Source organism: Pseudoalteromonas sp. SR41-4 (genome assembly GCF_014163985.1).
GTDB classification, from domain to species: Bacteria; Pseudomonadota; Gammaproteobacteria; order Enterobacterales; family Alteromonadaceae; genus Pseudoalteromonas; species Pseudoalteromonas rhizosphaerae.
Genome location: NZ_JACJEI010000002.1, coordinates 56337 through 78559, shown reverse-complemented (window position 1 = coordinate 78559; position 22223 = coordinate 56337). Strand labels below are relative to the sequence as shown.

The 22223-nt window shown below is 40.2% G+C and carries 17 protein-coding genes; 5 read left to right on the top strand and 12 right to left on the bottom strand.

The features are described from left to right. Positions 1 to 61 precede the first annotated feature (61 nt). Positions 62 to 2638 (bottom strand): exo 1,3/1,4-beta-D-glucan glucohydrolase, encoded by a 2577-nt coding sequence (locus H5180_RS01995; protein WP_182757587.1) that lies wholly within the window; start codon positions 2636 to 2638, stop codon positions 62 to 64. A 321-nt stretch (positions 2639 to 2959) separates the two neighbouring features. On the opposite strand from H5180_RS01995, the gene H5180_RS01990 reads away from it, so the two are divergent. The 3 genes from H5180_RS01990 to H5180_RS01980 are packed head-to-tail and all read left to right on the top strand — an operon-like array spanning position 2960 to position 6918. Continuing rightward, positions 2960 to 4288 (top strand): GH1 family beta-glucosidase, encoded by a 1329-nt coding sequence (locus tag H5180_RS01990; protein WP_182757586.1) that lies wholly within the window; start codon positions 2960 to 2962, stop codon positions 4286 to 4288. Positions 4289 to 4331: 43 nt separating this feature from the next. Continuing rightward, on the top strand, positions 4332 to 5858 hold the full coding sequence (locus tag H5180_RS01985; RefSeq protein WP_145233054.1) for an MFS transporter: 1527 nt from the start codon (positions 4332 to 4334) through the stop codon (positions 5856 to 5858). Positions 5859 to 5916: 58 nt separating this feature from the next. Further along, positions 5917 to 6918: a LacI family DNA-binding transcriptional regulator gene (locus H5180_RS01980; RefSeq protein WP_145233053.1), complete on the top strand. Its 1002-nt coding sequence runs from the start codon at positions 5917 to 5919 to the stop codon at positions 6916 to 6918. A gap of 38 nt (positions 6919 to 6956) precedes the next feature. On the opposite strand, the gene H5180_RS01975 is transcribed toward H5180_RS01980, so the two are convergent. Next, complete coding sequence (locus H5180_RS01975) at positions 6957 to 7922, bottom strand: LysR family transcriptional regulator (RefSeq protein WP_182757585.1); 966 nt, start codon at positions 7920 to 7922, stop codon at positions 6957 to 6959. Positions 7923 to 8052: 130 nt separating this feature from the next. On the opposite strand from H5180_RS01975, the gene H5180_RS01970 reads away from it, so the two are divergent. After that, the gene (locus H5180_RS01970; RefSeq protein ID WP_182757584.1) at positions 8053 to 9000 is read left to right on the top strand and encodes a sodium-dependent bicarbonate transport family permease; all 948 of its coding nucleotides are present in this window, start codon (positions 8053 to 8055) and stop codon (positions 8998 to 9000) included. Between the two features lie 45 nt (positions 9001 to 9045). Here the strand turns inward: H5180_RS01970 and H5180_RS01965 are convergent, their stop codons facing one another. From H5180_RS01965 to H5180_RS01955, 3 genes are all read right to left on the bottom strand, one after another. Continuing rightward, a complete protein-coding gene (locus H5180_RS01965; RefSeq protein WP_182757583.1) occupies positions 9046 to 11967 on the bottom strand; it encodes a UvrD-helicase domain-containing protein in 2922 nt (973 codons plus the stop codon). Between the two features lie 86 nt (positions 11968 to 12053). Then, a complete protein-coding gene (locus tag H5180_RS01960; protein WP_145233049.1) occupies positions 12054 to 12563 on the bottom strand; it encodes a M23 family metallopeptidase in 510 nt (169 codons plus the stop codon). Positions 12564 to 12583: 20 nt separating this feature from the next. Beyond that, positions 12584 to 13528, bottom strand: coding sequence for a Gfo/Idh/MocA family protein (locus tag H5180_RS01955; RefSeq protein WP_145233048.1), 945 nt, complete (start codon positions 13526 to 13528; stop codon positions 12584 to 12586). 301 nt (positions 13529 to 13829) lie between these two features. Between H5180_RS01955 and H5180_RS01950 the strand changes: the two genes are divergently transcribed. Beyond that, positions 13830 to 14999: an MFS transporter gene (locus H5180_RS01950; protein WP_149980981.1), complete on the top strand. Its 1170-nt coding sequence runs from the start codon at positions 13830 to 13832 to the stop codon at positions 14997 to 14999. Between the two features lie 75 nt (positions 15000 to 15074). On the opposite strand, the gene H5180_RS01945 is transcribed toward H5180_RS01950, so the two are convergent. The 7 genes from H5180_RS01945 to H5180_RS01915 all read right to left on the bottom strand — a co-directional run bounded on the left by H5180_RS01945 (position 15075) and on the right by H5180_RS01915 (position 22168). Then, positions 15075 to 15482, bottom strand: coding sequence for a hypothetical protein (locus H5180_RS01945; protein ID WP_182718887.1), 408 nt, complete (start codon positions 15480 to 15482; stop codon positions 15075 to 15077). A gap of 258 nt (positions 15483 to 15740) precedes the next feature. After that, positions 15741 to 16853 carry a prohibitin family protein gene (locus tag H5180_RS01940; protein ID WP_145233046.1) on the bottom strand — a complete coding sequence of 371 codons (1113 nt, stop codon included), beginning with the start codon at positions 16851 to 16853 and terminating at the stop codon, positions 15741 to 15743. After that, positions 16850 to 18553 carry a cyclic peptide export ABC transporter gene (locus H5180_RS01935; protein ID WP_259398210.1) on the bottom strand — a complete coding sequence of 568 codons (1704 nt, stop codon included), beginning with the start codon at positions 18551 to 18553 and terminating at the stop codon, positions 16850 to 16852. Before H5180_RS01935 ends, H5180_RS01940 begins: the two co-directional genes overlap by 4 nt. 107 nt (positions 18554 to 18660) lie before the next feature. Then, positions 18661 to 18834 (bottom strand): hypothetical protein, encoded by a 174-nt coding sequence (locus H5180_RS01930; RefSeq protein WP_182731271.1) that lies wholly within the window; start codon positions 18832 to 18834, stop codon positions 18661 to 18663. Between the two features lie 87 nt (positions 18835 to 18921). Then, the gene (locus H5180_RS01925) at positions 18922 to 19479 is read right to left on the bottom strand and encodes a YcjF family protein (RefSeq protein WP_182757582.1); all 558 of its coding nucleotides are present in this window, start codon (positions 19477 to 19479) and stop codon (positions 18922 to 18924) included. A gap of 271 nt (positions 19480 to 19750) precedes the next feature. Then, the gene (locus H5180_RS01920) at positions 19751 to 21118 is read right to left on the bottom strand and encodes a serine hydrolase (protein WP_182757581.1); all 1368 of its coding nucleotides are present in this window, start codon (positions 21116 to 21118) and stop codon (positions 19751 to 19753) included. A gap of 96 nt (positions 21119 to 21214) precedes the next feature. Continuing rightward, positions 21215 to 22168, bottom strand: a complete 954-nt coding sequence (locus tag H5180_RS01915) for a TauD/TfdA family dioxygenase (RefSeq protein ID WP_182757580.1) — start codon at positions 22166 to 22168, stop codon at positions 21215 to 21217. Between the last annotated feature and the right edge of the window lie 55 nt (positions 22169 to 22223).

Below are 22223 nucleotides of genomic sequence, written 5' to 3'. Positions count from 1 at the left end.
GTGAGCATAAAAAGCCCTTTAATCACTTAAAGGGCTTTGCACAACAAAATCAAAGACTAAGTTAACTATCTGGGCAGATAATTGTTGCCTGTTTTGCTCCCTCTGGCACAAAGTTGATATGCGCCACAGAAACCGAACCGTTACCCGTGCTCTGTAATGAAAATGGGCTAATCACTCTTGAAAAATCAACGCCTTGCTCAGTAAAGCAGGTTAAGTCTATGCTGAGTGTTTGCCATCTATTTAATGTAGCCTTTTTGAGTTCTGCGCTGATATCAACACGTCCACCACAACCATGCTCGCAACTCATAGCAACAAATAATGGAGCAGCAAATTCGCTATTTATCTTGTAATCAAAACTCAGCGCTGAGTTTGCTTCGATATAAGCCACTTTATCTTCAGTGAAGTTACTATTGATTTCGGCTGTAGTAAGGCCTATACCTGTAAATACAAATGCCATTGCATCTTCTTGAATATTTTTATCTTCAGTACGATAACTAATACCTGCTAATTCGACGCTATTGCTAGCTACTTGAACTTGCTGCTGTGCTGACTTTAAAAACAATCGCCATGGATCAGTCAGCACGCCATTAAAAATAGCCATATTAGGCAAACTAGCTATATCAACACCTGAGTCTTCATTTAAATTATCTGCCAGGGTATTTTTATCTGTATAGGTTAAACCAAAGCCATAAGGAAATAGTGGCGAATAGTCTACATCATCTTTATTTACTGTGGTTTGCAGTGGTGATTTTGGCCATGAAAACGACAATTTACCAGTAAAGTCATGCTGAATATCACCTCCTGCGTCAGTTAATAATACATCGGCCACACCTTGTCCTTCTGTACCCGGTAGCCATGCGGCGACAAACGCATCAGAGGCATTTAACTCAGCGTTAACCCACATTGGTCGACCTGAAATGAATACCGATACGACCGGCACGCCTTTTGATTTAAGCTGTTTTAATAACGCTAACGACTTTTTATTATTACGCTCAAACTCAAGATTATCCCTGTCACCGTGGCCTTCTGCATAAGGTTCTTCTCCAAACACCACAATCGCCACATCAGGTTTTTGTGTAAAGTGTCCATCAGGACTTAAAATGGCCTCTCCACCTGCGGCCGTGATCTGCGCTTTTAAACCCGCAAAGATTGACGTAGCACCAGGGAAATCGGTATTTTCGTTATTGGTGCCTTGCCAAGTAATACTCCAGCCCCCCGCTTGCTTAGCAATATTATCTGCGCCATCTCCGGCAATTAATACTCGTGAATTAGCCGCTATCGGCAAAGTATTGTTGTTGTTTTTTAATAACACCAGTGATCCACGCACAGCTTGTCGCGCAATATCGCGGTGCGCTTGCGCGCCAATTAACTGCGTTTTACCTGAGAACTGACGTTTTGCAGGGCTCGGTTTATCAAATAAACCCGCTCTTAGTTTGACTCTTAAAATACGCGCAACAGCATCGTCAATTCGGCTCATGGCAATTTCACCGGCTTTCACTTGCGCTATCGTATTTTCATAAAGTGGTTTCCACGCCCCCGTAGGAACCATAAAAATATCAAGCCCCGCGTTTACAGCCTGTGGGCAGCTTTCGTTACTACAACCTACAACTTGTCCGTGGCCATTCCAATCACCAACAACAAAGCCATCAAAGCCCATTTTCGTTTTCAGTACATCGGTAAGCAGGTATTTATTGCCATGATTTTTCTTACCATGCCAGCTATTAAACGACGCCATAACAGATTGACTACCAGCCGACAAACCACCAATGTAGCCTTGAGCATGAGTATCAAACAAGGCTTGCTCTGAATCGATATTGTTACCTTGATCGTCACCATCGACGGTACCGCCATCACCTAAAAAGTGTTTAACTGTGCTAATCACCCGCTTATGACTTAAAAAATCACCATCTGCATGGCCTTGCAAGCCGTTAACAATGGCAACTGAGTACCGGCGGACAATCTCTGGATCTTCAGAATACCCTTCATAAGTTCGACCCCAGCGGTCATCACGTACAACAGCAACAGTCGGCGCAAATACCCAATCAATACCAGTAACCATCACTTCGATTGCCGTCGCAGCGGCTATTTTTTCTATTAAAGCGGGATTATTTGCTGCGCCTAAGCCAATGTTATGTGGAAATAACGTTGCACCAATCACGTTATTATGACCATGTACAGCATCGGTGCCCCACATGGTAGGCATATCGATGCCATCAAGAGAATCGTCAACCGATGCTTGATACATCTGTTCAGCAAGTGCAATCCAATCTTGTGGTGTGGCATGTTTATTCGCGTTCGGAAATGAGCCTCCGCCATTTAAATACGAGCCAAAACCATATTTACGCATATCATCAGTCGTTATATCGCGGATCTCAGGTTGAATCATCTGCGCAACTTTTTGCTCTAATGTCATCGTCTGCAAGTACTGAGCAATCTTAGACTCAATTTGCGGATCAGCTCGAACCACATTATTCAGCTTTGGCCAAATAGCTAGCAATTGTTGCTGCTGCGTTTGTTCAACAGCTCTATTATTTTGAGACGTATCTTTATTTTCGCTTGCTGAACAACCAGCCAGAGTAACTAATCCAGCTAACAAACTTAGTGTAGGTAACTTAGCTGTGTGTAAGTGTGTTTTCATTTTTATATACCTATCTATTATCAACTCATTGCTGCTTAAAAGACTCTAAGTACCTGCTGTATTACAAAAGCGAGACCAAGCGGTTTATTCATCTAAGCAACGGTAGAACTATTTTTTGTCATCATTGAAATTAAAATTTAACTGTTGACCTGTTAAGAAATAGTCACTAACCTAAATATGGAAGCGCTTCCTTAAAGTCATTAAATACCATCTATTGGCATTAATCAAATTAAATATGGAAGCGCTTTCAGCTATGTTAGCTTTAAAAGCTAAAAATAACAGCATCACGGACTATAAAAAGAAAGCAGAGGTTTTCTATTAATGAAACAATTATCTTTACCTAAACACTCGCCGCTACTGAGCAAAGACTTCACTTTTGGCGTAGCAACTGCTTCATTTCAAATTGAAGGTGGTGCAGCAGATCGTCTGCCATGTATTTGGGACACCTTTTGTGCTCAAGACGATAAAATTGCCGATAACTCAAATGGTCTAATCGCCTGTGAACACTACACTCGTTGGCCTCAAGATATTGAGTTAATAGATTCTTTGGGCGTTGATGCCTATCGTTTATCAATTTCTTGGCCACGCGTGATGCAGCAAGATGGTAGTTTAAACCCATTAGGTGTGAAATTTTATACTGATCTTCTAGATGAACTTAAACGCCGCAACATCAAGGTATTTGTCACTTTATATCACTGGGATCTACCGCAGTATTTAGAAGATCAAGGCGGCTGGTTAAATCGTAATACCGCCTATGAATTTGCTCACTACACAGATCTTATTAGCAAAGCGTTTGGTGATCGTGTTTATTCATATTCAACCTTAAATGAACCTTTTTGCAGCTCTTATTTAGGGTATGAAATTGGTGTGCATGCCCCAGGTATTGTCGGTCGGGAATTTGGCCGAAAAGCTGCCCATCACTTATTACTAGGTCATGGTTTAGCGATGCAAATGCTGGCTAAAAATAGCCCACAGACACTTAATGGTATCGTACTCAACTTTACTCCCTGTTACCCGGTAACACAAAGTGACGCAGATCTTAAAGCCACAGCCTTTGCTGATGATTATATTAACCATTGGTATATGCGCCCTGTAATGACTGGCAAATACCCAGATATTATTGAGCAACTTCCAGCAGAGCAGCGTCCAGATATTCACCCCGGTGATATGGAAATTATTGCGCAGCCATTAGATTACCTTGGCGTTAATTTTTATACGCGTTTACATTACCAAGCAAGCGCTGATGATTTTTATGACGAGCGCCCACATCAAGGCCTATTAACTGATATTGGTTGGGAAATTTACCCGCAAGCACTTACTGAATTATTAGTATCGTTAAATGAGAAATATACCCTACCACCGATTTATATTACTGAAAATGGCGCAGCAATGGCCGACAAGATGATAGATGGTAAAGTTAACGATTCAGATCGCATAGCTTACTATCAGCAACACTTAAACGCATTGCATAACGCAACTGAACAAGGTGTGGTGATCCATGGCTACTTTGCATGGAGCTTAATGGATAACTTTGAATGGGCTGAAGGCTATTCAAAGCGATTTGGTATCGTTTATGTTGATTATCCAACTCAACAACGTACTGTAAAAGCCAGTGGCCTTGCGTATAGTAGTTTAATTACTAGCCGGTAAACTTAGCTAGTGCTCCTTTAAAAACAACAATAAGAAACACACAGTGAACAAAATTCCTTTATACGAAAAAATCGGTTATGCGATGGGTGATGCCGGAGCCAACTTAGTTTGGCGAGGTGCACTTGCCTACCTAGCAGTATTTTACACTGACACATTTGGCATATCGGCTGCGGCCGCAGCTATGTTATTTTTGGTGGTTAGGTTATCCGATGGTGTAACCGATATTATTATGGGAATGATTGCAGACAGAACCACCACTCGGTTTGGTAAATTTAGACCGTGGATTTTATGGTCTGCTCCTTTTTTAGGACTGTTCATGGTGTTGTGTTTCACCACACCTGATTTCAATGACACCAACAAGTTAATTTACGCCTACGTTACCTACATAGGCTTAACGTTAGCTTATACGGTGAGTAACGTGCCTTACTCTGCATTAATGGGAGTAATGAGTCCAGACGATACCGAGCGCACGAAACTATCGAGTTTTCGCTTTGCCGGAGCCTTTGCAGGCGGTTTATTAGTGATGGGCTTTTTACCTGAACTGGTTGCTTATTTTGGCGATGGCGATAACGCCAAAGGTTATCAGTTAACCATGTACTTATTTGCAGCATTACTAATTGTTTTGATGGTGATCACTTTTGTTAGCACCAAAGAGCGGGTAATACCCCACAAAACAACCAGTGGTAATTTAAAATCAGAGCTCAAAGATTTAACTAAAAACTTACCCTTTATTATTCTGCCATTATTGGCAACTACCTTGTTCTTTTACTATCGCGAAATCTACAGTGGGCTATTTTTTGCATTTATCATGACTATGATGACTGTTGTGATAAAAAAATTACTCAACAAAGATCATCAAAATCTCACGGGAACTCAACGTGATATGGTTGATTTGCTCACCAACAAGCCTTGGTTAATTTTATTAGGCATGGGCTTTTTGACCATGATGTTCAACGGTATAAAGTATGGTGTAATTGCTTATTACTTTAAATATCAGGTTGGCAGCGAACTGATGGCAGGCCAATACTTCGTTGCGTTATTAGTGGTGTCTATCCTCGGCGCTCTTGCCACTGGTAAACTTGCCGAACTAATAGGCAAACGTAATTTATTTATCATCTCTTTAATATTAAGTGGCTTATTAACCACAGCATTTTATTGGGTGCCTGCTGACAACATTGTTGCCATATTTACTTTTGGTTGTGCAGCTGAATTTTTTGCTGCCATGATGCCTACCCTGTTTTTTAGCATGTTAGGAGATGCTGCCGATTATTCTGAGTGGAAAAACAAACGCCGCGCCACAGGCTTAATTTATTCAGCAGGGACGTTTGTGCAAAAAACTGGCGGCGGTTTCGCTGGGGCATTAGTATTAGTGGTATTGGCAGGCTATGGCTATAACGGCATGAACGAAGCAACCATTACGCAATCATTACCTGGCATGCAACTATTAATGAGTTGGATCCCCGCAGCATTTGCTTTTTTAGGTGCCGCCTTGATGCTTATCTATCCGTTGACACCCGCAATGACGCAGAAAATCACGGAAGACTTGGCTTTTAGACGCAGTAATGTGTAAATTATATTTCATTATCAATACGTTTTTATAAAGTGCGAATAATCACGCTAGGAAATTAATGGCTACAATTTATCAAGTATCAGAACTTGCAGGTGTCTCTCTCTCTACGGTATCAAGGGTTCTGAACGACAATGATTATGTAAGTAAAAAAACCAAGAAAAAAGTGCTCGAAGCAATGCAGCAACTTGGCTATCAACCCAGTTCTATTGCCCGTTCTTTAGCATCGAGTCGTACCAGTAGTGTTGGTGTTTTAGTCTCTGAACTGGACGGCCCGTTCTTTGGTCAAATGATGTCGGCGATAGAGCAGCAACTTCGTGCCGCAGGTAAGCATGTTATTATTACCGCAGGGCACAGTGACGAAGACAAAGAGAAAAATGGCTTTGAATTTTTAATCAGTCGTAACTGTGATGCCATAATTGCCCATGTGGAAATAGTATCGGACGAATATCTAATTGAACTTAGTAAGGGAAAAATCCCCATTTATTTAATGAGCCGTTATGTTGAGGAAATTAAAGACAACTGTATTAGTCTTGATAACGTTCTGGGCGGTTATCTTGCCACTAAAACGATGATCAATAAAGGTCACAAAAATATTGCTTATATTGCGGGTCCACAATTTAAAGTTGATGCGTCAGACCGACTCGTAGGACATAAAAAAGCGCTTGCTGAATACAATATAGCCTTTGATGAAAGCCTTTTTTACATTGGCGACTTTAAAGAAACCGGCGGCAATGATGGCTTAAAACATTTTATTGAAAATAAAGCGCAATTTAGCGCAATTGTCTGTGCCAATGATGAAATGGCCTCAGGTGCGATGAAGTTCGCCAGAGAACACGGTTTTAATTTACCGAAAGATCTCGCCATTATGGGCTACGATAACGTGATTTTCACCAATTACCTTTACCCAACTCTAACAACCATAGATAACCCAGTCCCAGAGATGGGCAGAATGGCGGCTAACCTTGTACTTAAAGACATTTACAAACGCCCTGGCATTACAATTAATCGTGTATTCCAGCCGACTCTCGTTTTAAGAGACTCCACGCCAGATATTAATTAATGCGGTAAAATCATTCGTTCACTAGGTTGAATTTTCAACTAACGAATTTGCTGATCAGCTAAACTTAGATTCAGCCCATGCAATTCATTACGTACCCATCGACCATCTAAGTATTGTTCAAGGTGGTCTTGGGCAAATGTTAAAAAACTACGCGCAGCATGAGCAATATGCCGATCAGTGCGGATAACAAAGTACCAATGACTTGCTAAGCTTGCATCACTTACAGTTAATACTTTGAAGCCATGATCTCCTATTGGCAACACATGGCGAGACAGCACACCAATTCCCATTCCTGATGATACTGCAACGCGAATAGCCTCATTACTTGCCATTTGCACGCTGTTACTCAGTACTAAACCGCGTCTTTGCAGTTCGCTCTCAAATAACATCCGAGTTGCAGAGCCAGGCTCTCTTAATAAAAAGCGGTATTTCACTAGCTCAGAAAGTGCAACGTGTTGTTGATTAGCTAATGGATGATCATTAGGCACAATAAACTCAAGCGGGTTTTTTAAAAAGCGTGCCGCTTTTGCATGTTCAAGTGACGGTGGATGGCTAAATACATAAATATCATCTTCACCGCGTTCAAAGCGCGCTAACACCTCTGCTCTATTGCCAATCTCAAGAGGCAACTCAACATGAGGATGCAAATTACTATAGGGCCCGAGTAATTTTGGCAAAATATATTGTGCGGTATTCACCATGGCGATTTTACATCGCCCGCGCTCACCCCCTTTGAGTTCAGCTAAAAAATCGTTGTAATCATCAAAGTGGCCAAACACTCGTTGGCAAGTCCTAAATAACTCATGCCCGGCTTCTGTGACATGCAGTTTTTGTTGCTGCATAATCACCAGCGGCTCATCTACAGCCTCCTGTAAACGTTTAATTTGCAGCGACACCGTTGGCTGAGTTAAGTGTAAACGCCGTGCGGTTTCACTGATCGAGCCGGTTTTTACTACACTCATAAACACTTCAAGCAGCCGAAAAGAAATATGTCTTAAATCCATCGCTATCTCATCCCCTCTGGTATTAATCAGCCCATAGATAATAACCTATAACTAACTACCAATCATTTTATTATTTACAATGCATGATTTTATCTACAATAGCGCGACTTTAAATTAATAGGAGAAAGGTGTGCCAGATATTGTTGTAATGTTTTTTGTTTTGGGTTTAGTCGCGGGGATTTTACGTTCTGATCTCGTTATTCCAAAAGCAACTTACGAGACCTTAAGTTTGCTGCTGATGCTGACCATAGGCTTAAAAGGCGGCATGGTATTACACGGCAATCTTAGTTGGCAATTATTGCCAGAAATGGGCTCGGTGATGCTGCTTGGCGCATTTATACCTTTAATGCTCTACCCTATTTTAAAATATGTCATAAAACTTTCGGTAGCGAACAGCGCAAGTATCGCCGCCCATTATGGCTCCGTAAGCGCGGGGACATTTGCAGTCGCCCTCGCTTATGCTGAATCGGCGCAGCTAGCAGTAGGTGCTGAAGTAACCCTGTATTTAGTGATGCTAGAGCTTCCCGCGATTATCGTCGGGCTGTTACTTTATCGACGACTTGATAAACAACATAGTGCCGATAATACCTTATCGCTTAAAGCACTCTGGCATGAAACCTTAACCAATAAGAGCGTTATTCTCCTCGTAGGCGGTGTTGTTATTGGTATGATGTATGGCACACAGCACGGCAGCCAAGTAACTGGATTATTAACCAATAGTTTTAAAGTCGTGCTTGCATTATTTTTACTCGAAATGGGTTTAACGGCAGCGCAAACATTACGCCCTATACCTTGGCATCACTGGAAACTGACACTATTTGCTATAATCAGTCCATTAATATTAGGCACGATTGGAGTCAGTGTCGGCACTTTATTAGCGCTTGAGTTAGGCTCAATCGTTATCTTGGGGAGTTTAGTGGCCAGCGCATCTTATATTGCAGCGCCTGCCGCTATAAAAGCCGCAATCCCCAAAGCCGATATAGGTCTGGCTATGCTCAGTTCACTAGGCATCACTTTCCCATTTAACGTACTTATCGGTATCGGTTTGTATCATCAACTTGCTGTTGCGATGCAATAAATTAAACAATAGATAAGGGCTATTTAGCCCTTATCTATCTATAAGTTAAGCAAGCTCGGGCCATTGAATTGACTTACTGTCTTTGCCATTTTTACAGCTAAGTGGATCATTACCTTTATAATTTTTGCATCCCCAAAACTGCCCTTTTGCGCTATTGCGTAATACCATTTCAGCACCGCATTTATCACACGTTGGCACTAGATGGTTACAGGCTGTATTTATACATAATTTAAACCCTGTATAGCGACTGCGAGTCATTGGGCTTTGGCACTGCTCGCACGATTTTTCTTTATGCTCACAACGCGGAAATAACGAACAGCCGTAGAATGGCCCAAAACGACCACTGTGTTTTTTTAATACCCCGCTATCACAGCGCATACAGTTTATATCTGCGATATGTAATTGATCAACATCACTAGTAAATTCATCCAGTTCTATGTCATGTTCAGCAATTAACTCCGAGACAAAACAACTGCTATTGGTCATATCAGCAATGATGTAGGCGCGGTGTTTTGCGCGCGTTAGTGCAACGTAAAATAACCGTCGCTCTTGTGCGTAAGCGAAGTTTTCTGGCGCTGGTAATAAAGCTTCGATAATTGCGGGCGCAACTTTTTCAGATGGAAAACCATGTTTACCCTTTTGTAATCCGATAATAATAACATGATCGGCTTCTTTACCTTTTGAGGCGTGAAAAGACTGCGACTGAATTTTTAACAACGGGTATTTAACACTCATGGTTTTAATATCCGTATTTGTTGGTAGCTGAAACCAAAATCGCGCTAAAAAATACACGGTTGTGGGTTTACATGCCTTGCTGTGTATTGTGCAGAGTATGTCATCAATCGCACCATTTAATAGTTCAGGAATGTCACTGTAATAACTATTTTTATAACCAATAGACGCATTACTACTGCGCCTTAATAACGACACACTAGGATGTGAAACCTGAGTTAAAGAAGTAATCGTTTTATCAAGCTGCGCGGGATTTTTACTAATAAATGCTGAGGCAACTTCACCAATTTTATTATTGAAACGAAACGTAAGATCCAGCGCCGTTTGCGTAGTAAAGCCAAAATACGTTGCAAACTCAGTGGTCAACTTAATATCAGCGCCGCTGAATCGGTAAATTGCTTGCCAATCGTCACCCACTGCAAATACTGAACTACCCTTGTTGCTATCGCGAAGTGCTTTAACCAATCGTGCTCTTGGCTGTGATATATCTTGAAATTCATCAACCATAATATAACGCCAAGGCGATTTAAACTTGCCCGACTCAACATACTCGATTGCCTTGATAATCATATCATCAAAGTCAATTTCACCGCGCTGCTGCAAGTGAGCGTTGTAGTTAGATAAAATTGGTTTTAATAGCGCCAACGCTTGGGTTGTTTGTTTGGCGTCAAGGGAGCGTTTAATGACATCAACTTCATCAGCATCAGTTAAATAAGCCGCCTTATATAAACTCAGCAATTGACTAAATAACGCAGCTAATACGGTGATCCTGCCAGTTTCTTTTAAGCTTTCGAGCAGTGATTCTAAGGGCAATATCTGTGTTTTCACGCTCGCACTTAAAAGCGCTTGTTCAAGTTCGCTTAACAGCTTACCTTGTTTATGTTGCCCATAAGTCAAAGCTATACAGTGAGTGTTATTACTGGCATGAGTGGTATTTTTCCAATCAATTTCGCTATGGTATTGCGCTTTATCAATGTAAGGCGCAGTATTGCCAGCGTCATCGATGCCGTAATATTCAATGTAAATATCGTACTCAGGTAAATAAAAATCAGGCTTGTACTGTCTGCGTTCAATGGTTTTTACGTCAACTTTATAAGGCGCTTCGTATTGATAATCTATGCCGTGATAAAACAGCCAATTAGCTATATATAACTCACCAAAGCTTTTTACCTTGTCGCCTTTTAGGCTACGGATATCGTTATCATTTAAGTAGCTGTAATAATCACCCAATGTTTTAAAATCAAATTCATTTTTTTCAACATAATAGTATTTACTAAAATAATCTAAAACCAGATGACGATACTCGGCACTGTTTTCAATCAATGATTCAAAGCACTGCTGCACCCATTTTTCTTTCACTTTTTCGTCTTCTGCAAATACACTCATAGTCGGTTTAGCACGTTCAACTTGTGAGATAATCGCCAGCCCAACACTATGAAAAGTAGCGGCTTTTATTTTATCGGTGGCGAGCTTATCTTCGATCCGTTGATCCATTTCATCAGCAGCTTTGCGACCATAGGCCAGCAATAAAATATCACTGTAACTTGCCTGCTGACTTTGCACTAAAAACCCAGCCCTGCCAATCATAACACTGGTTTTACCGGTGCCTGCGCCAGCCAATAACAAGTTATTATCGTCATCAATCACACAAGCACGTCTTTGACTTAGTGTTAATGGATTTGCTTCAACACGGTCAAAAAAAGCGTGGTGTAGGTTAAGTTGCTTAGTAACGTATTTTTGTTGTAGATACTGCGTAAGTGCAGCATCCCAGTTTGCATATTGCTCTAATACGTTTATTTTTTTATCCACTAAAACAAATGCGGGGCTGTTTTTTATCCACGGCAACCAACGACCATGCTCTTGCTGTGCCAACCGCTGAATACGACTAACATAAGACTGGCGTAAATATCGCTGCTTGACTAGTTTTGTTATTTTATTAAGAAAAGTGTCAAGCTTAGCTTCATTAGCGTTCACCCAATAGCGTTCAAATTCAGCTTGAAATTTACGGTGAGCACCATATGCCAGCAGCGAAAATGTATGATTTTGTTGTGCCGTAACAAAAGAAATCGTTTGACCAAACAGGCCGTAAGCAAACGACGGCGGTGCCTCCAAATCACTCCAACTTATTTGTCTCGTTGAGTTACCTTGGCAAATGGTCAACATATGGTGATCAAACGCCAACATGGCTTTATTAGAAAACATCCTGCCAAACAGGCTAACTGCAATAGAATTCATTACTGCTGAATTCCTAAATAAAAAGAGTAAATTAACGGTATTTTAAGTTAATCAGCTGGATAAGTGTGAAAATAACGGCAATTATTTTAGCGTAGTTTTTCATCTGGATTTAAAAAGAACATTTTCTTCCAGCCTTGGCTTTGCGCGGTCATTAACCATGGGTACGGCAGTAACGATAAAATAGAGTAATGTACGTGAGGTTGTTTACCTGCCGCATTCCCCGTGTCTCCTAAGCTACCAATCACCTCACTGACTGCAACATAGTCTCCTGCACTTACCGAATAACTTTCTAAGTGGGCAAAGTAATGCAGTCGCCACTTAGGCCCAAGTAATGCCACCACTTTACCACCGCGCTTTAGCTCACCTGAATACAGCACCACACCACTTACCGAAGCAACCACTGCCGTGTGTTTTTTGCCAAAAATATCTATCCCTTTGTGTACACCTGATTTACCCCAAGGGCTATACCAAAAGGTATTATGATGCCAATCATTTGCTGTTGCACCTTTGACTGGGATCACTATTTTTTCAGGTATGAGCAGCCCAATAACAAGGACTGTAAAGAACGTTAGTCCCATGTACTTCATCACTTTCATTACAACTTCCTTGAAATAGTTTAACAGTGAAATAGTTCATTATTGTTTGATACGTGTGCAACCAGCCACTCACACAACTCATGTGTTAAACTATCTTTTTTAAGCTGTAATTGGTCTACCTGCTGCGTTTTAACCGCCGTTAGCCATGCCTCTAGCATTGACTCAAAGCCCCGTTTATATAGCGTTGCTTGCCAATCATTTTGCATCGCGCTCTGCTGTATTCCATTAACCATAGAGGTCATATTGGTTAGCGATTCAAACCGCCACTTTTCATTCAAACCGGTTATTTCAACCACTTCTTCATTGCAGCCACTTAATCTATCCATAGCGCCTTGAAATAACCGCCCCTCAAACTCAAAACTAACATGTATTGCTGCCAATAAGCCTTGTGGATCTAGCTGTGAAAACACCTGTAACTGGTTAAGTTGATCAAAACGCTCTACATTTGCAAAATGGCATAAACTATCAACCACATGGATGAAGTCATCAAAAATAAAAGTGCGCGGCTGTGCTGGTAAATTTAAGCGGTTTTTTTGCCATTTAAGATGGCGTATTTGTGGCTTTGCAATATCGGCCATAATTGGTAAAAAGCGACGATTAAAACCTAAAAATAATGGCGTGTTATGTTTAGTTGCTAACGCAATAAGTTCACTTACCTCACTAAAACTATACGCTAATGGCTTATCCACAAACGTAGCGATTTTTTGTTCAAGTGCCTGCTTCGCAAACGTAAAATGAGACTCAGTATTAGTGTGGATCATCACCCCATCGGGCTTACACGCCAGTACCGCTTGGTAATCTGTAAAGCACTTTTGAACCCGATACTGCTTAGCTAACTGCGTTAATGTTGTCAGGTTTCGTGTACAAAAAATAGGATCGATCTGTGCATGTTGCGTGGCAATAGGTAAATATGCTTTTTGTGCTATATCCCCAAGCCCGACTAAAGCGATTGTTAGCTGGTTCATTTTTACTACTGCCTCTTGATGAAAAATAAAAACACAGCATACCAAGTTATTATTTAGATTGATAAAACAACTACAAATTTTAAACAATTTCGCTAAAAAAATGATACCAAAATGACGTAAATAACCGGTTTATTTACCTAACTAAGTGTTCTAAATAAAATGTTGAGTAAATATTCAAATATAACTTTACTTGTGTTCAAAATCGGATTAAATTCGCCGCAAAATTAACCAACCAAAAATAATTGCCAGCTATTAAAACACTCCAACGCAATTATTTATGCCCTTTAAATCGGATTCTTTAATGGTTGAGCTCGCTGCCGGTCATAAACCAAATAACCCACTTGCACCTGTTATTGGTTTGTCTTTTTTTGCTATTGCCTCAGGCTTTTTAATGAGTCTAATTCCTTTATCATTGAGCGCCTTTGGGCTTGATAATGAACTTGCCTCTTGGTTAGCTAGTGTCTTTTATCTTGGCTTATTAATTGGTGCTTTTTTTATTGAGCGTATTGTTGCAAGAGTAGGCCACCGTCATGCTTTTCTGGCATTTCTGGGGTTATTAATTTTCAGTGTTGCAGCACAGCTTATTTTACCTAATGCCAACGTGTGGCTTTTAGCCCGCTTTGTAGCTGGTATCGCCGTAGCTGGGGTATTTGTGGTGGTTGAATCTTGGTTACTAATGACTGACACTGCCAAAGCACGAGCTAAACGATTAGGCCTGTATATGACATCCCTGTACGGTGGCAGCGCCGTTGGCCAACTAGCTATCGATCCGCTTGGCACCAGTGGCCCACTCCCCTATTTGTTTGTTATTGCTCTATTATTTTTAGCGATGTTAGCACCGCTGCTGATTAAATCAGGGCAACCGCAAAGTCAGCACTCGCAAAAGCTACAATTAACTGAGTTAAAAAAGCTCAGTCGCCCAGCAATTTTAGGCTGTTTGGTATCAGGATTAGTACTTGGCCCAATATACGGTTTAATGCCAGTATATATCGCTGCCCAAAGTGAGCAGGCCGCTTTTACTGGCACCTTGATGGCGGTGATTATTTTAGGCGGTATGTTAGTACAGCCGTTGGTGAGTTATTTATCAACACGAATGGCAAAAAGCTTATTAATGGCATTATTTTGTTTATTTGGCGCGATGGGTGTAGTTGGTATTATGCAAGCTGTACACTTCAACGTATTGATGGCCAGTTACTTTATTTTAGGGGCTGCAAGTTTTGCACTCTACCCCATTGCCATCACCTTAGCCTGTGACGCATTGCCAATCGAAAAAATAGTCTCAGCAACGGAAATTATGTTACTGAGTTACAGCTTTGGCTCGGTCTTTGGGCCTTTGCTTGCTGCCAACCTATTTGCTTCAGCTAACGGCATTATGTTGTATTTAGGCGGTTGTTTATTTACCACCTGTATTTATATGCTGATCAAAAGCCTTAAAGGCATCTCCACTGACAATACCCCTGTGGCAGGATAAGCCATAGCCTAATAACGCAAAAACCCCATGCTGAGTTAACAGTATGGGGCTTTAATTCAAGTAATAAGGCCTAATTTATAACGATAGGTATTCTTTAGCACGAGTAAGGTTATGCGATACCATCGCGCTATCAGCCATTTGTGCAGCTTCATATAAATCTGAAAGACCAGCGGTATCATTTTTAGCCATCATACGTGATACACCGCGATTACTTAATGCAAACGATGTTAATTCACGTAATTTCATTTTTGGGCCTTCGCTTTGTTTTAGCAACGCAATCGCTTTAGTACAAATAGTTTCTGCTTGCGCGTAATTTTTTGATTTAACGTTTAGTGCGCAATTATTAAATGATTGTTCAACTGGCTGTGGCGCTGTTGCTGTCTCAATAACCATTAATTTGTAATCACTTTGATCAGCCAGAGCAACAGCTGAACATGTTAATAGTGAGCTAAGAGCAATAGTTTTGATAAGTGTACGTTTCATGATTATATTCCTATTTGATTATTTGCCTAAATCGTGTCGTATCTGGTGCCGACAATTGAACTTTAGAGTGTTAGCTCAATTTCAACAAACGATAAAAATAAACCTAATAGGTGAAGAAAATTAACTTATGGACTTTATAAAAATGAATTGTTACTGAAACTAGATTGAGCAACACAACTAAAAGGTGTCAATAGCGACACCTTTTTAGCTATAAACAGCTACTTTATGTTTTTAATATACGAGCTAATAATGCTGCTATTACTGATAAAATGTTTTTTCTGGGCTGGAAGGCGTTTGCACGAATGGTAAAGCAGGATCGTTCGTTAGCGTTTTTTCAGCTGTGGTACTAGGTATTACAGGGCTTGGGCCGACTGAGCCTTGCGTTGTTTCTGTGTTCAAAATTAATGGTAAACCATCTTTACCACCACCTATCACTACAACTTTACTATTGTTAGATTTGGCCAACTCCACTGTAGCTTCAATCCCTCGCCAGCGTAAATATGTTTCAGAAATACCACCACTGACTGTTTGCTGAAAATCTCTGATCCCTTCTGCTTCGGTCTTCTTACGCTGCGCTTCTTTTCTAGCAACAACTAAACGCATGTCGTATTCTTCGTTCAAATAATTTTGATTCACTTTTGCGATAATCGCATTATGTACCTTTTCTGGTATATTAACGCGCTTGATCAGCATATCATCCAAATTAACTAGCACTTGCCCTGAGTGCGTCGCTTTTTCTTGCTGTAAAATTGTCTGCTCTTGTAATTGCAGTTCCTTTAAAACTTCATCTAGAAGCTCATTTTGCACTTGTAAACGCATATTACCGTACACTTGCTCTGCCGTATAACGCGATACAATCATGATCACCGCAGAATTAACTTCTGGTAGTACTGTTTCTTTTAGGTAATCCGTACCAACTAACTTATGTAGATAAGGTATTTGTGAAACCACTGGCCGATAACGCACAGTCACATCTAACGAAATTTGTAAGCCTTGGGAAGTAATAGCGTGAATTGTTTCATCAGCAGTTTGAAACCGACTTGAATAAAGCGTTAGCGTATCCCAAGGCAGAACTAACACTGTTCCTTCATCAAACGGTTTTTCCAAATAGGTACCACCGCCTAAACGTTTCCACAAAACTCCGACTTGGCCTGAATCAATTTTAATAAACATCACTGGCACCAGCACCATGCCTAGAAACATAAAAACCAGTAATGTGATCCCAGCTCTAAAACGCCATGACAAAATACGTTTATGAAATTTAGGCTTATAACGTTTAATAAAACGCATACTGATATTTGTGATTATTAATGCAAGTAGTAAACCCGCAAGCACCAACAGAGTTAAATCGGGAGTAATGACAATATTCATGATGAGACCCCATTGCTTACAATATCGTTATTATCGGTTAACTGCCCTTCCACCATTTTTAAATGGGCATCAGCTAAATGAAAGTATGTATCATCATGGGTAATTGCAATCACTGTATTTCCTCTTGCTTTGAGTCGTGGTAATACTTGCTCGTAGAATTTACGCCTAAAAATAGGGTCTTGATCGGCAGCCCATTCATCAAAAATATATACAGGTCGATTTTCTAAAATTGTACTCAATAACGCTAAGCGCTTTCGCTGCCCTGACGATAAGTCAACAGTGCTAAATTGACCATCGACGATACTCACTTTGGTGTTCATTTCTAAAAATGCCAACCATTCATCAATTTCTTGTTGTTTTGTATCGTGAATACCATACAGCTGTTTAAATAAATGAAAGTCAGAAAATACCGCAGTAAACAAGCTACGATAACCTTGCAGTGAAGTTTCATTGAGCTGTTGACCATCGAGGAGTATTTTTCCAGCCTGTAACTCATATAGACCTGTGAGCATACGAATAAAGGTAGTTTTTCCGCTCCCATTTCCCCCAGTAATAAAAGTAATTTTGCCTCGCTGCAGCTGAAAATCAATGGGACCAACTACAAAGGCATGTTCACCAGGTGCACGATTATGCTGATAATATGCACCACTTAGTTGTATCTGTTCAAATGTTGCGAGCTCAGCATGAGCCGATTTAGTATGTTGAGTTTTTTCCTGTTCAGACTGTAACTCCTTTTCCAACGCTAACACATTTTGTCCAGCTTCACTGGCAGCGGTAAAAATAGGAATACCGCCGACAATACTGGTGATTGGGCCAATTAAAAACAGCGAAGCTGTGGTAACTTTAATAACCACATCGGTGTAGACATGCGATAACACCGGTACAATAAAAACCATAGCCCCAGTTGCCGCAAAAAAACTGATTTGCGATAAAATAAAATCGCTGGCAAACAAAGTTTGTGTTTTCGTCTTAGAGCGTTTAGCGCGCGCTGAGTCCATTGCAAACTCATATTCAAGATCATCCGCTCTTGGAACACTTAGCTTTACTTCTTTAAAGCCATCGAGTAAATCAGACAAGCGTTGAATTAATTTGTTTTCGCTCTCAAATGACTGCTGCATATTCTTTTGTATTTCGTCTGCCCGAAGCCGGTGAATGCTGCCGCCAAGCATAATCAATACGGCCAACACAATGAAAGCCACAAAGGAGTGATATGCAATATACATAGATGTAAAAAAAACTAAGCTAATTGACTGACCTATAATCACAAACAGTTGCGCAGACTGAGAAATAGTCTGTAATTCTTTGCTTAGCGTAGTAAAAATTTTCTCTTTACCAATCTTCTCTAAGGTCGCCAGTTCAGTATGACGAACACATTCAAACAACTCGACACGTAACCCATCTATGGCTTGTTCAACCATTTTTGCAGCTTTAGTCATTAATCTATGTTGGGTGAGACCATAAATAGCAATGGTTAACGAAAATAAAGCGAGATAATAAAGAATATGATTTTCGCGGTGAATATCAGCAATATTTTCCGCAACATTATTTATTAGCGCTAAAACGAGGGCATTTGCTAATCCGGAAATACAACCTAGCGCAGCAAAAGTTCTTTTTTTAACTGTGATGTTTCGACTAATTAAATCGTATAATACCATTTTAGAATCTTTTATTGTTTTTTGATGGTCTTTATCAACACTCATTAACGTACAGCTGAATAATATTACCACTGCTTTAAAACCAGTGGTTTAACTAAGCTATATAACTAATTGAGCGTTAAACGTTGTTATCCATGTCGCTGTATTACTTGTTATGTATCTTGGCTATGTGTTGCATCTTTTTTGTGCGCAAAAATTAATATTAATAAACCGACAAAAGGTGTCAGCATCAGCGACAGCAAAAAAAAGCCTACCGGGCCTGCAAAAGTGTTTCGCCCCCAGTAACCACACAATAAACATAATCCTAAATATAAAATGACGATCATTATTAATTCCTTTTCAGTTAAGCTGTAATCAATTGATAAATAAACCAGCAATAACTGCTGGTTTATTTAGGGTTTAGCTCATTCTACTTACACTGCAGCTTGGCTTTGTTGAGCACTTGCATCACCTTTGTCTTTACGATACTTCGCTGCGATCTCAGAGATATCACCTTTAATACTCGCTAAATTAAGGTCTATCAATGTACCGCCATTTTCAAAGTGTCGAATAAACGTAGAACCGACTGCATGCGAAGATGCCGCCGAGATCACTGGCATAAATGCAATGGAACTAAGCGTTCCAATGATAGGTATAGCTTTAAGGAAACTACTCAAGCCAGCCCCTCCCAATGTCTGTGGAAAAGAGCCACCAATTACCGCACTAATAGTGCCTCGCAGCTTATTCTCACTATAGGATTGGCCATATACCTTAGCAATCTCATCAATCATTTTTATTTGAATACCTGTCAAAGCTACCAAATCAACCACTGGAATTGGAATAAGTCCGCTGCCAAATGACCATTTGCTATACTTATCGACGATGATCTGCGCTATAGCAACTCGATTTTCTGCTTCAACGAGATCTGCTTGTTGCTCAGAAACGGTGTCAGTATTCGCCTTTTCGTCCTTCGCTGTTTTTGCCGCTGTCATATTTTTTCCTCTATGAATTAAATTAACAGTTGTTGAACCCACTAAATTACTGCTCTAGTAAAACTTTAGTCAGTAACTTGCCCTTTTTCACTTTTCTTTTCATATTCATGAAAAGAAAAGTAATACTTTGCATAAACATGCAAACAGTAATTGGACTACAACCACTCCTTGTTCAGGTTTGGTTCCAACTTTATTAGTACTTAGCCCACAGCCAGTACAAGAAACTAATCAATTCAATTCTTTTGACATTCACCAATTCATCGACACAACTTTACGCATCAATTAATATCGCTTGGCACTTATCTTCTCGGTGCTTATCACTGTAAAAAATTATATTTCTGATCTCACTTGCAATGCAGTCCGACTCTAGTCCTGTTTTAACGTAATTACTAAAGACCATCACTGATTGATCCCGTTCCACTAAACGGTTAAAGCTTGTCACCCATGAATAAGGATAACTACCTGAGTACTGTAAAAATTTTTCATATTTTCGCAGGTTTGCATCAGCAGGATCTGATGGACAATCGGCAACTTTGCCAAACTGTAAAGGGTCAATAAATGTGACAAACCAACCATAACCATAGTATTCGCATTGCGTACTGTTACCGGTATTAGAATAAGGTGCAAATGCCACTAATTTTTGTGCCTCATCTAAAATTTTACTTGTGTATAATGCCTGATCCCACTTATGCATATCAGTCACTGTTGAGTACATATCACCAGCAGAATAAAGTACCAATGGATTGCTATAAGGATTCTTTAAAATATTCTCGTATGGCGCAGGCCCACCAACTAATGGCGGTCTGCCATTGGCTAGTGGTAAATATGGGTTTTGATTTGAGATATAGCCTGTGGTCATATTTTGATACACGCCAATGGCGCTAAATGAACCACTATCGTTCATATTAATGGGATCTAATATCTGTTCTTTAAGAAGGTTTTCGAACCAAAAGTTACGGTCAATATCGCCTTGGCTACCCGCAGCTATTTGCTCAATAATATTGCCGACCAAATAATAATTACAATTACTATATTGATACTTAGAGCCCGGAGTAAATGTCGGTTTTTCATCTTGTTCTGTACAAGTACAAAAACGATTACTGAAATCTTCAGGCCCATTTAAATTTAGCGTTTGATCATAAAGAAACGGCCGCCAACCATAATTATCATAAACGTCTTCATTATCACTGTAATTATTAATGCCTGAAGACATAGTCAATAAATTGTGCAATGACACATCCGCACATTGATTTTTAGGAAACCAAGGTAAATAGTCGCCTATAGTCTGTGTTCTTAAATCTTTTCCTTTGAGCATTTTCATTAACATGGTTGCCGCAAATGCTTTAGTGTTAGAACCAATTCGGTATTTTGACTCTGTAGTATTTGCAATATCATATTGCATATTTTGCGGTCCACAATTAGCCTCGTATACAACCGCATCAGCAGAAGTAATATACACAGTGCCAAAAAAGACTAAAGTGTCACAATATTCTTGCACTGTTGCAGCAATCATTTCTATCTGAGCCGCTGTGATAGTGACATTTTTTGCTACACTCTTTTTTTGCAAACAAGACGCTAAAATCAAACTTAATAAGCAGACAATCATGATTTTAAACTTTACATGCATAAGCCATTTCATTATTCTTCTCCTGTAAATAGCCACATCTCTTTGCCAAAATCATCACTGCTAACAAAGTGAAAATAGTCTTAGTAAACTTATTGTAATAACAACCAGTTAAGCCATGCCAACCAGTACTTTTCGAGGACCGCTATATGCTTCTCGTCCATGGGTGTACAGCATGTTATCAAGCAACAAAATATCATTACGCTGCCATTGATAAGAGAATGTAAGCCCACGATACACATCATTGATTGCTGCTATGTCTTGTGGGTCAATGTCCGTGCCGTCACCGTAGTACGCATTACGGGGCAAATTTGCTTCACCGATACTACTTCGCATTGATTGCACCACGGCACTGTCCATACTTGAACAATGAAAAAGATGGGCTTGATTAAACCAGACTTTTTCACCACTTGAAGGGTGAGTTACAACAGCAGGGCGGCATTGGCGTGTTTGCAATTTATCGCCATCGACCCATTCGAACTGTATGTCGTTTGCATGGCAATAATGTTCAACATCACTTTTACTCTGTGTTTGAAACACTTCTTGCCAAGGTAAATCAATATCGCCGTAGTTTCGCACGTACATGACTCCTAACCGCTCAAACTTTTCTCTGATCCGCATGGGTATGTGGTTATACACCGCACGACTATCGGCCAAGGGAGTATTGCCCCCAGTCGTCGCTGGCACCACACAGAAAAACCCCATTCTCTTAGGCCAACTATTCGAATACGCATTTTCGTTGTGTTGTAAAATCACCTGATCAGCATGGTATTCTGTGGTGGTATAAATATTGTTCTTCAACGCAGTGCGTGGCGATGAACGATAAACATACTGCTTTAGAGGCTCACCAAAAATAGTTTCTAAAATAGTACTAAATTGGTGAGTACTCACAATATTTAGCCCTCTCAGTAGCGCTAAACCATCTTGATTTACCCAATCATTTATTAAGTCAGTATTGGCTTTAACCCATGCCAAACCACTTTGCTTTTGAGCGCTCATATCATGCACACGGCAATCGCTATTGTCAGTGCAAAAATCCATATCTATTGCTAATAACTGATCCATTTCATTCCCGTCCTTTTATAGGTAGAGGTTTACTGTAGAACATTTTTCACCCACT

Coding starts and splice junctions, on each gene's coding strand:
- H5180_RS01990 (WP_182757586.1), top strand. CDS start 2,960: ATGAAACAATTATCTTTACCTAAACACTCGCCGCTACTGAGCAAAGAC.
- H5180_RS01935 (WP_259398210.1), bottom strand. CDS start 18,553: ATGAGTGTTGATAAAGACCATCAAAAAACAATAAAAGATTCTAAAATG.
- H5180_RS01945 (WP_182718887.1), bottom strand. CDS start 15,482: ATGAAACGTACACTTATCAAAACTATTGCTCTTAGCTCACTATTAACA.
- H5180_RS01930 (WP_182731271.1), bottom strand. CDS start 18,834: ATGATCGTCATTTTATATTTAGGATTATGTTTATTGTGTGGTTACTGG.
- H5180_RS01965 (WP_182757583.1), bottom strand. CDS start 11,967: ATGAATTCTATTGCAGTTAGCCTGTTTGGCAGGATGTTTTCTAATAAA.
- H5180_RS01950 (WP_149980981.1), top strand. CDS start 13,830: ATGGTTGAGCTCGCTGCCGGTCATAAACCAAATAACCCACTTGCACCT.
- H5180_RS01980 (WP_145233053.1), top strand. CDS start 5,917: ATGGCTACAATTTATCAAGTATCAGAACTTGCAGGTGTCTCTCTCTCT.
- H5180_RS01955 (WP_145233048.1), bottom strand. CDS start 13,528: ATGAACCAGCTAACAATCGCTTTAGTCGGGCTTGGGGATATAGCACAA.
- H5180_RS01925 (WP_182757582.1), bottom strand. CDS start 19,479: ATGACAGCGGCAAAAACAGCGAAGGACGAAAAGGCGAATACTGACACC.
- H5180_RS01920 (WP_182757581.1), bottom strand. CDS start 21,118: ATGAAATGGCTTATGCATGTAAAGTTTAAAATCATGATTGTCTGCTTA.
- H5180_RS01960 (WP_145233049.1), bottom strand. CDS start 12,563: ATGAAAGTGATGAAGTACATGGGACTAACGTTCTTTACAGTCCTTGTT.
- H5180_RS01975 (WP_182757585.1), bottom strand. CDS start 7,922: ATGGATTTAAGACATATTTCTTTTCGGCTGCTTGAAGTGTTTATGAGT.
- H5180_RS01915 (WP_182757580.1), bottom strand. CDS start 22,168: ATGGATCAGTTATTAGCAATAGATATGGATTTTTGCACTGACAATAGC.
- H5180_RS01940 (WP_145233046.1), bottom strand. CDS start 16,853: ATGAATATTGTCATTACTCCCGATTTAACTCTGTTGGTGCTTGCGGGT.
- H5180_RS01995 (WP_182757587.1), bottom strand. CDS start 2,638: ATGAAAACACACTTACACACAGCTAAGTTACCTACACTAAGTTTGTTA.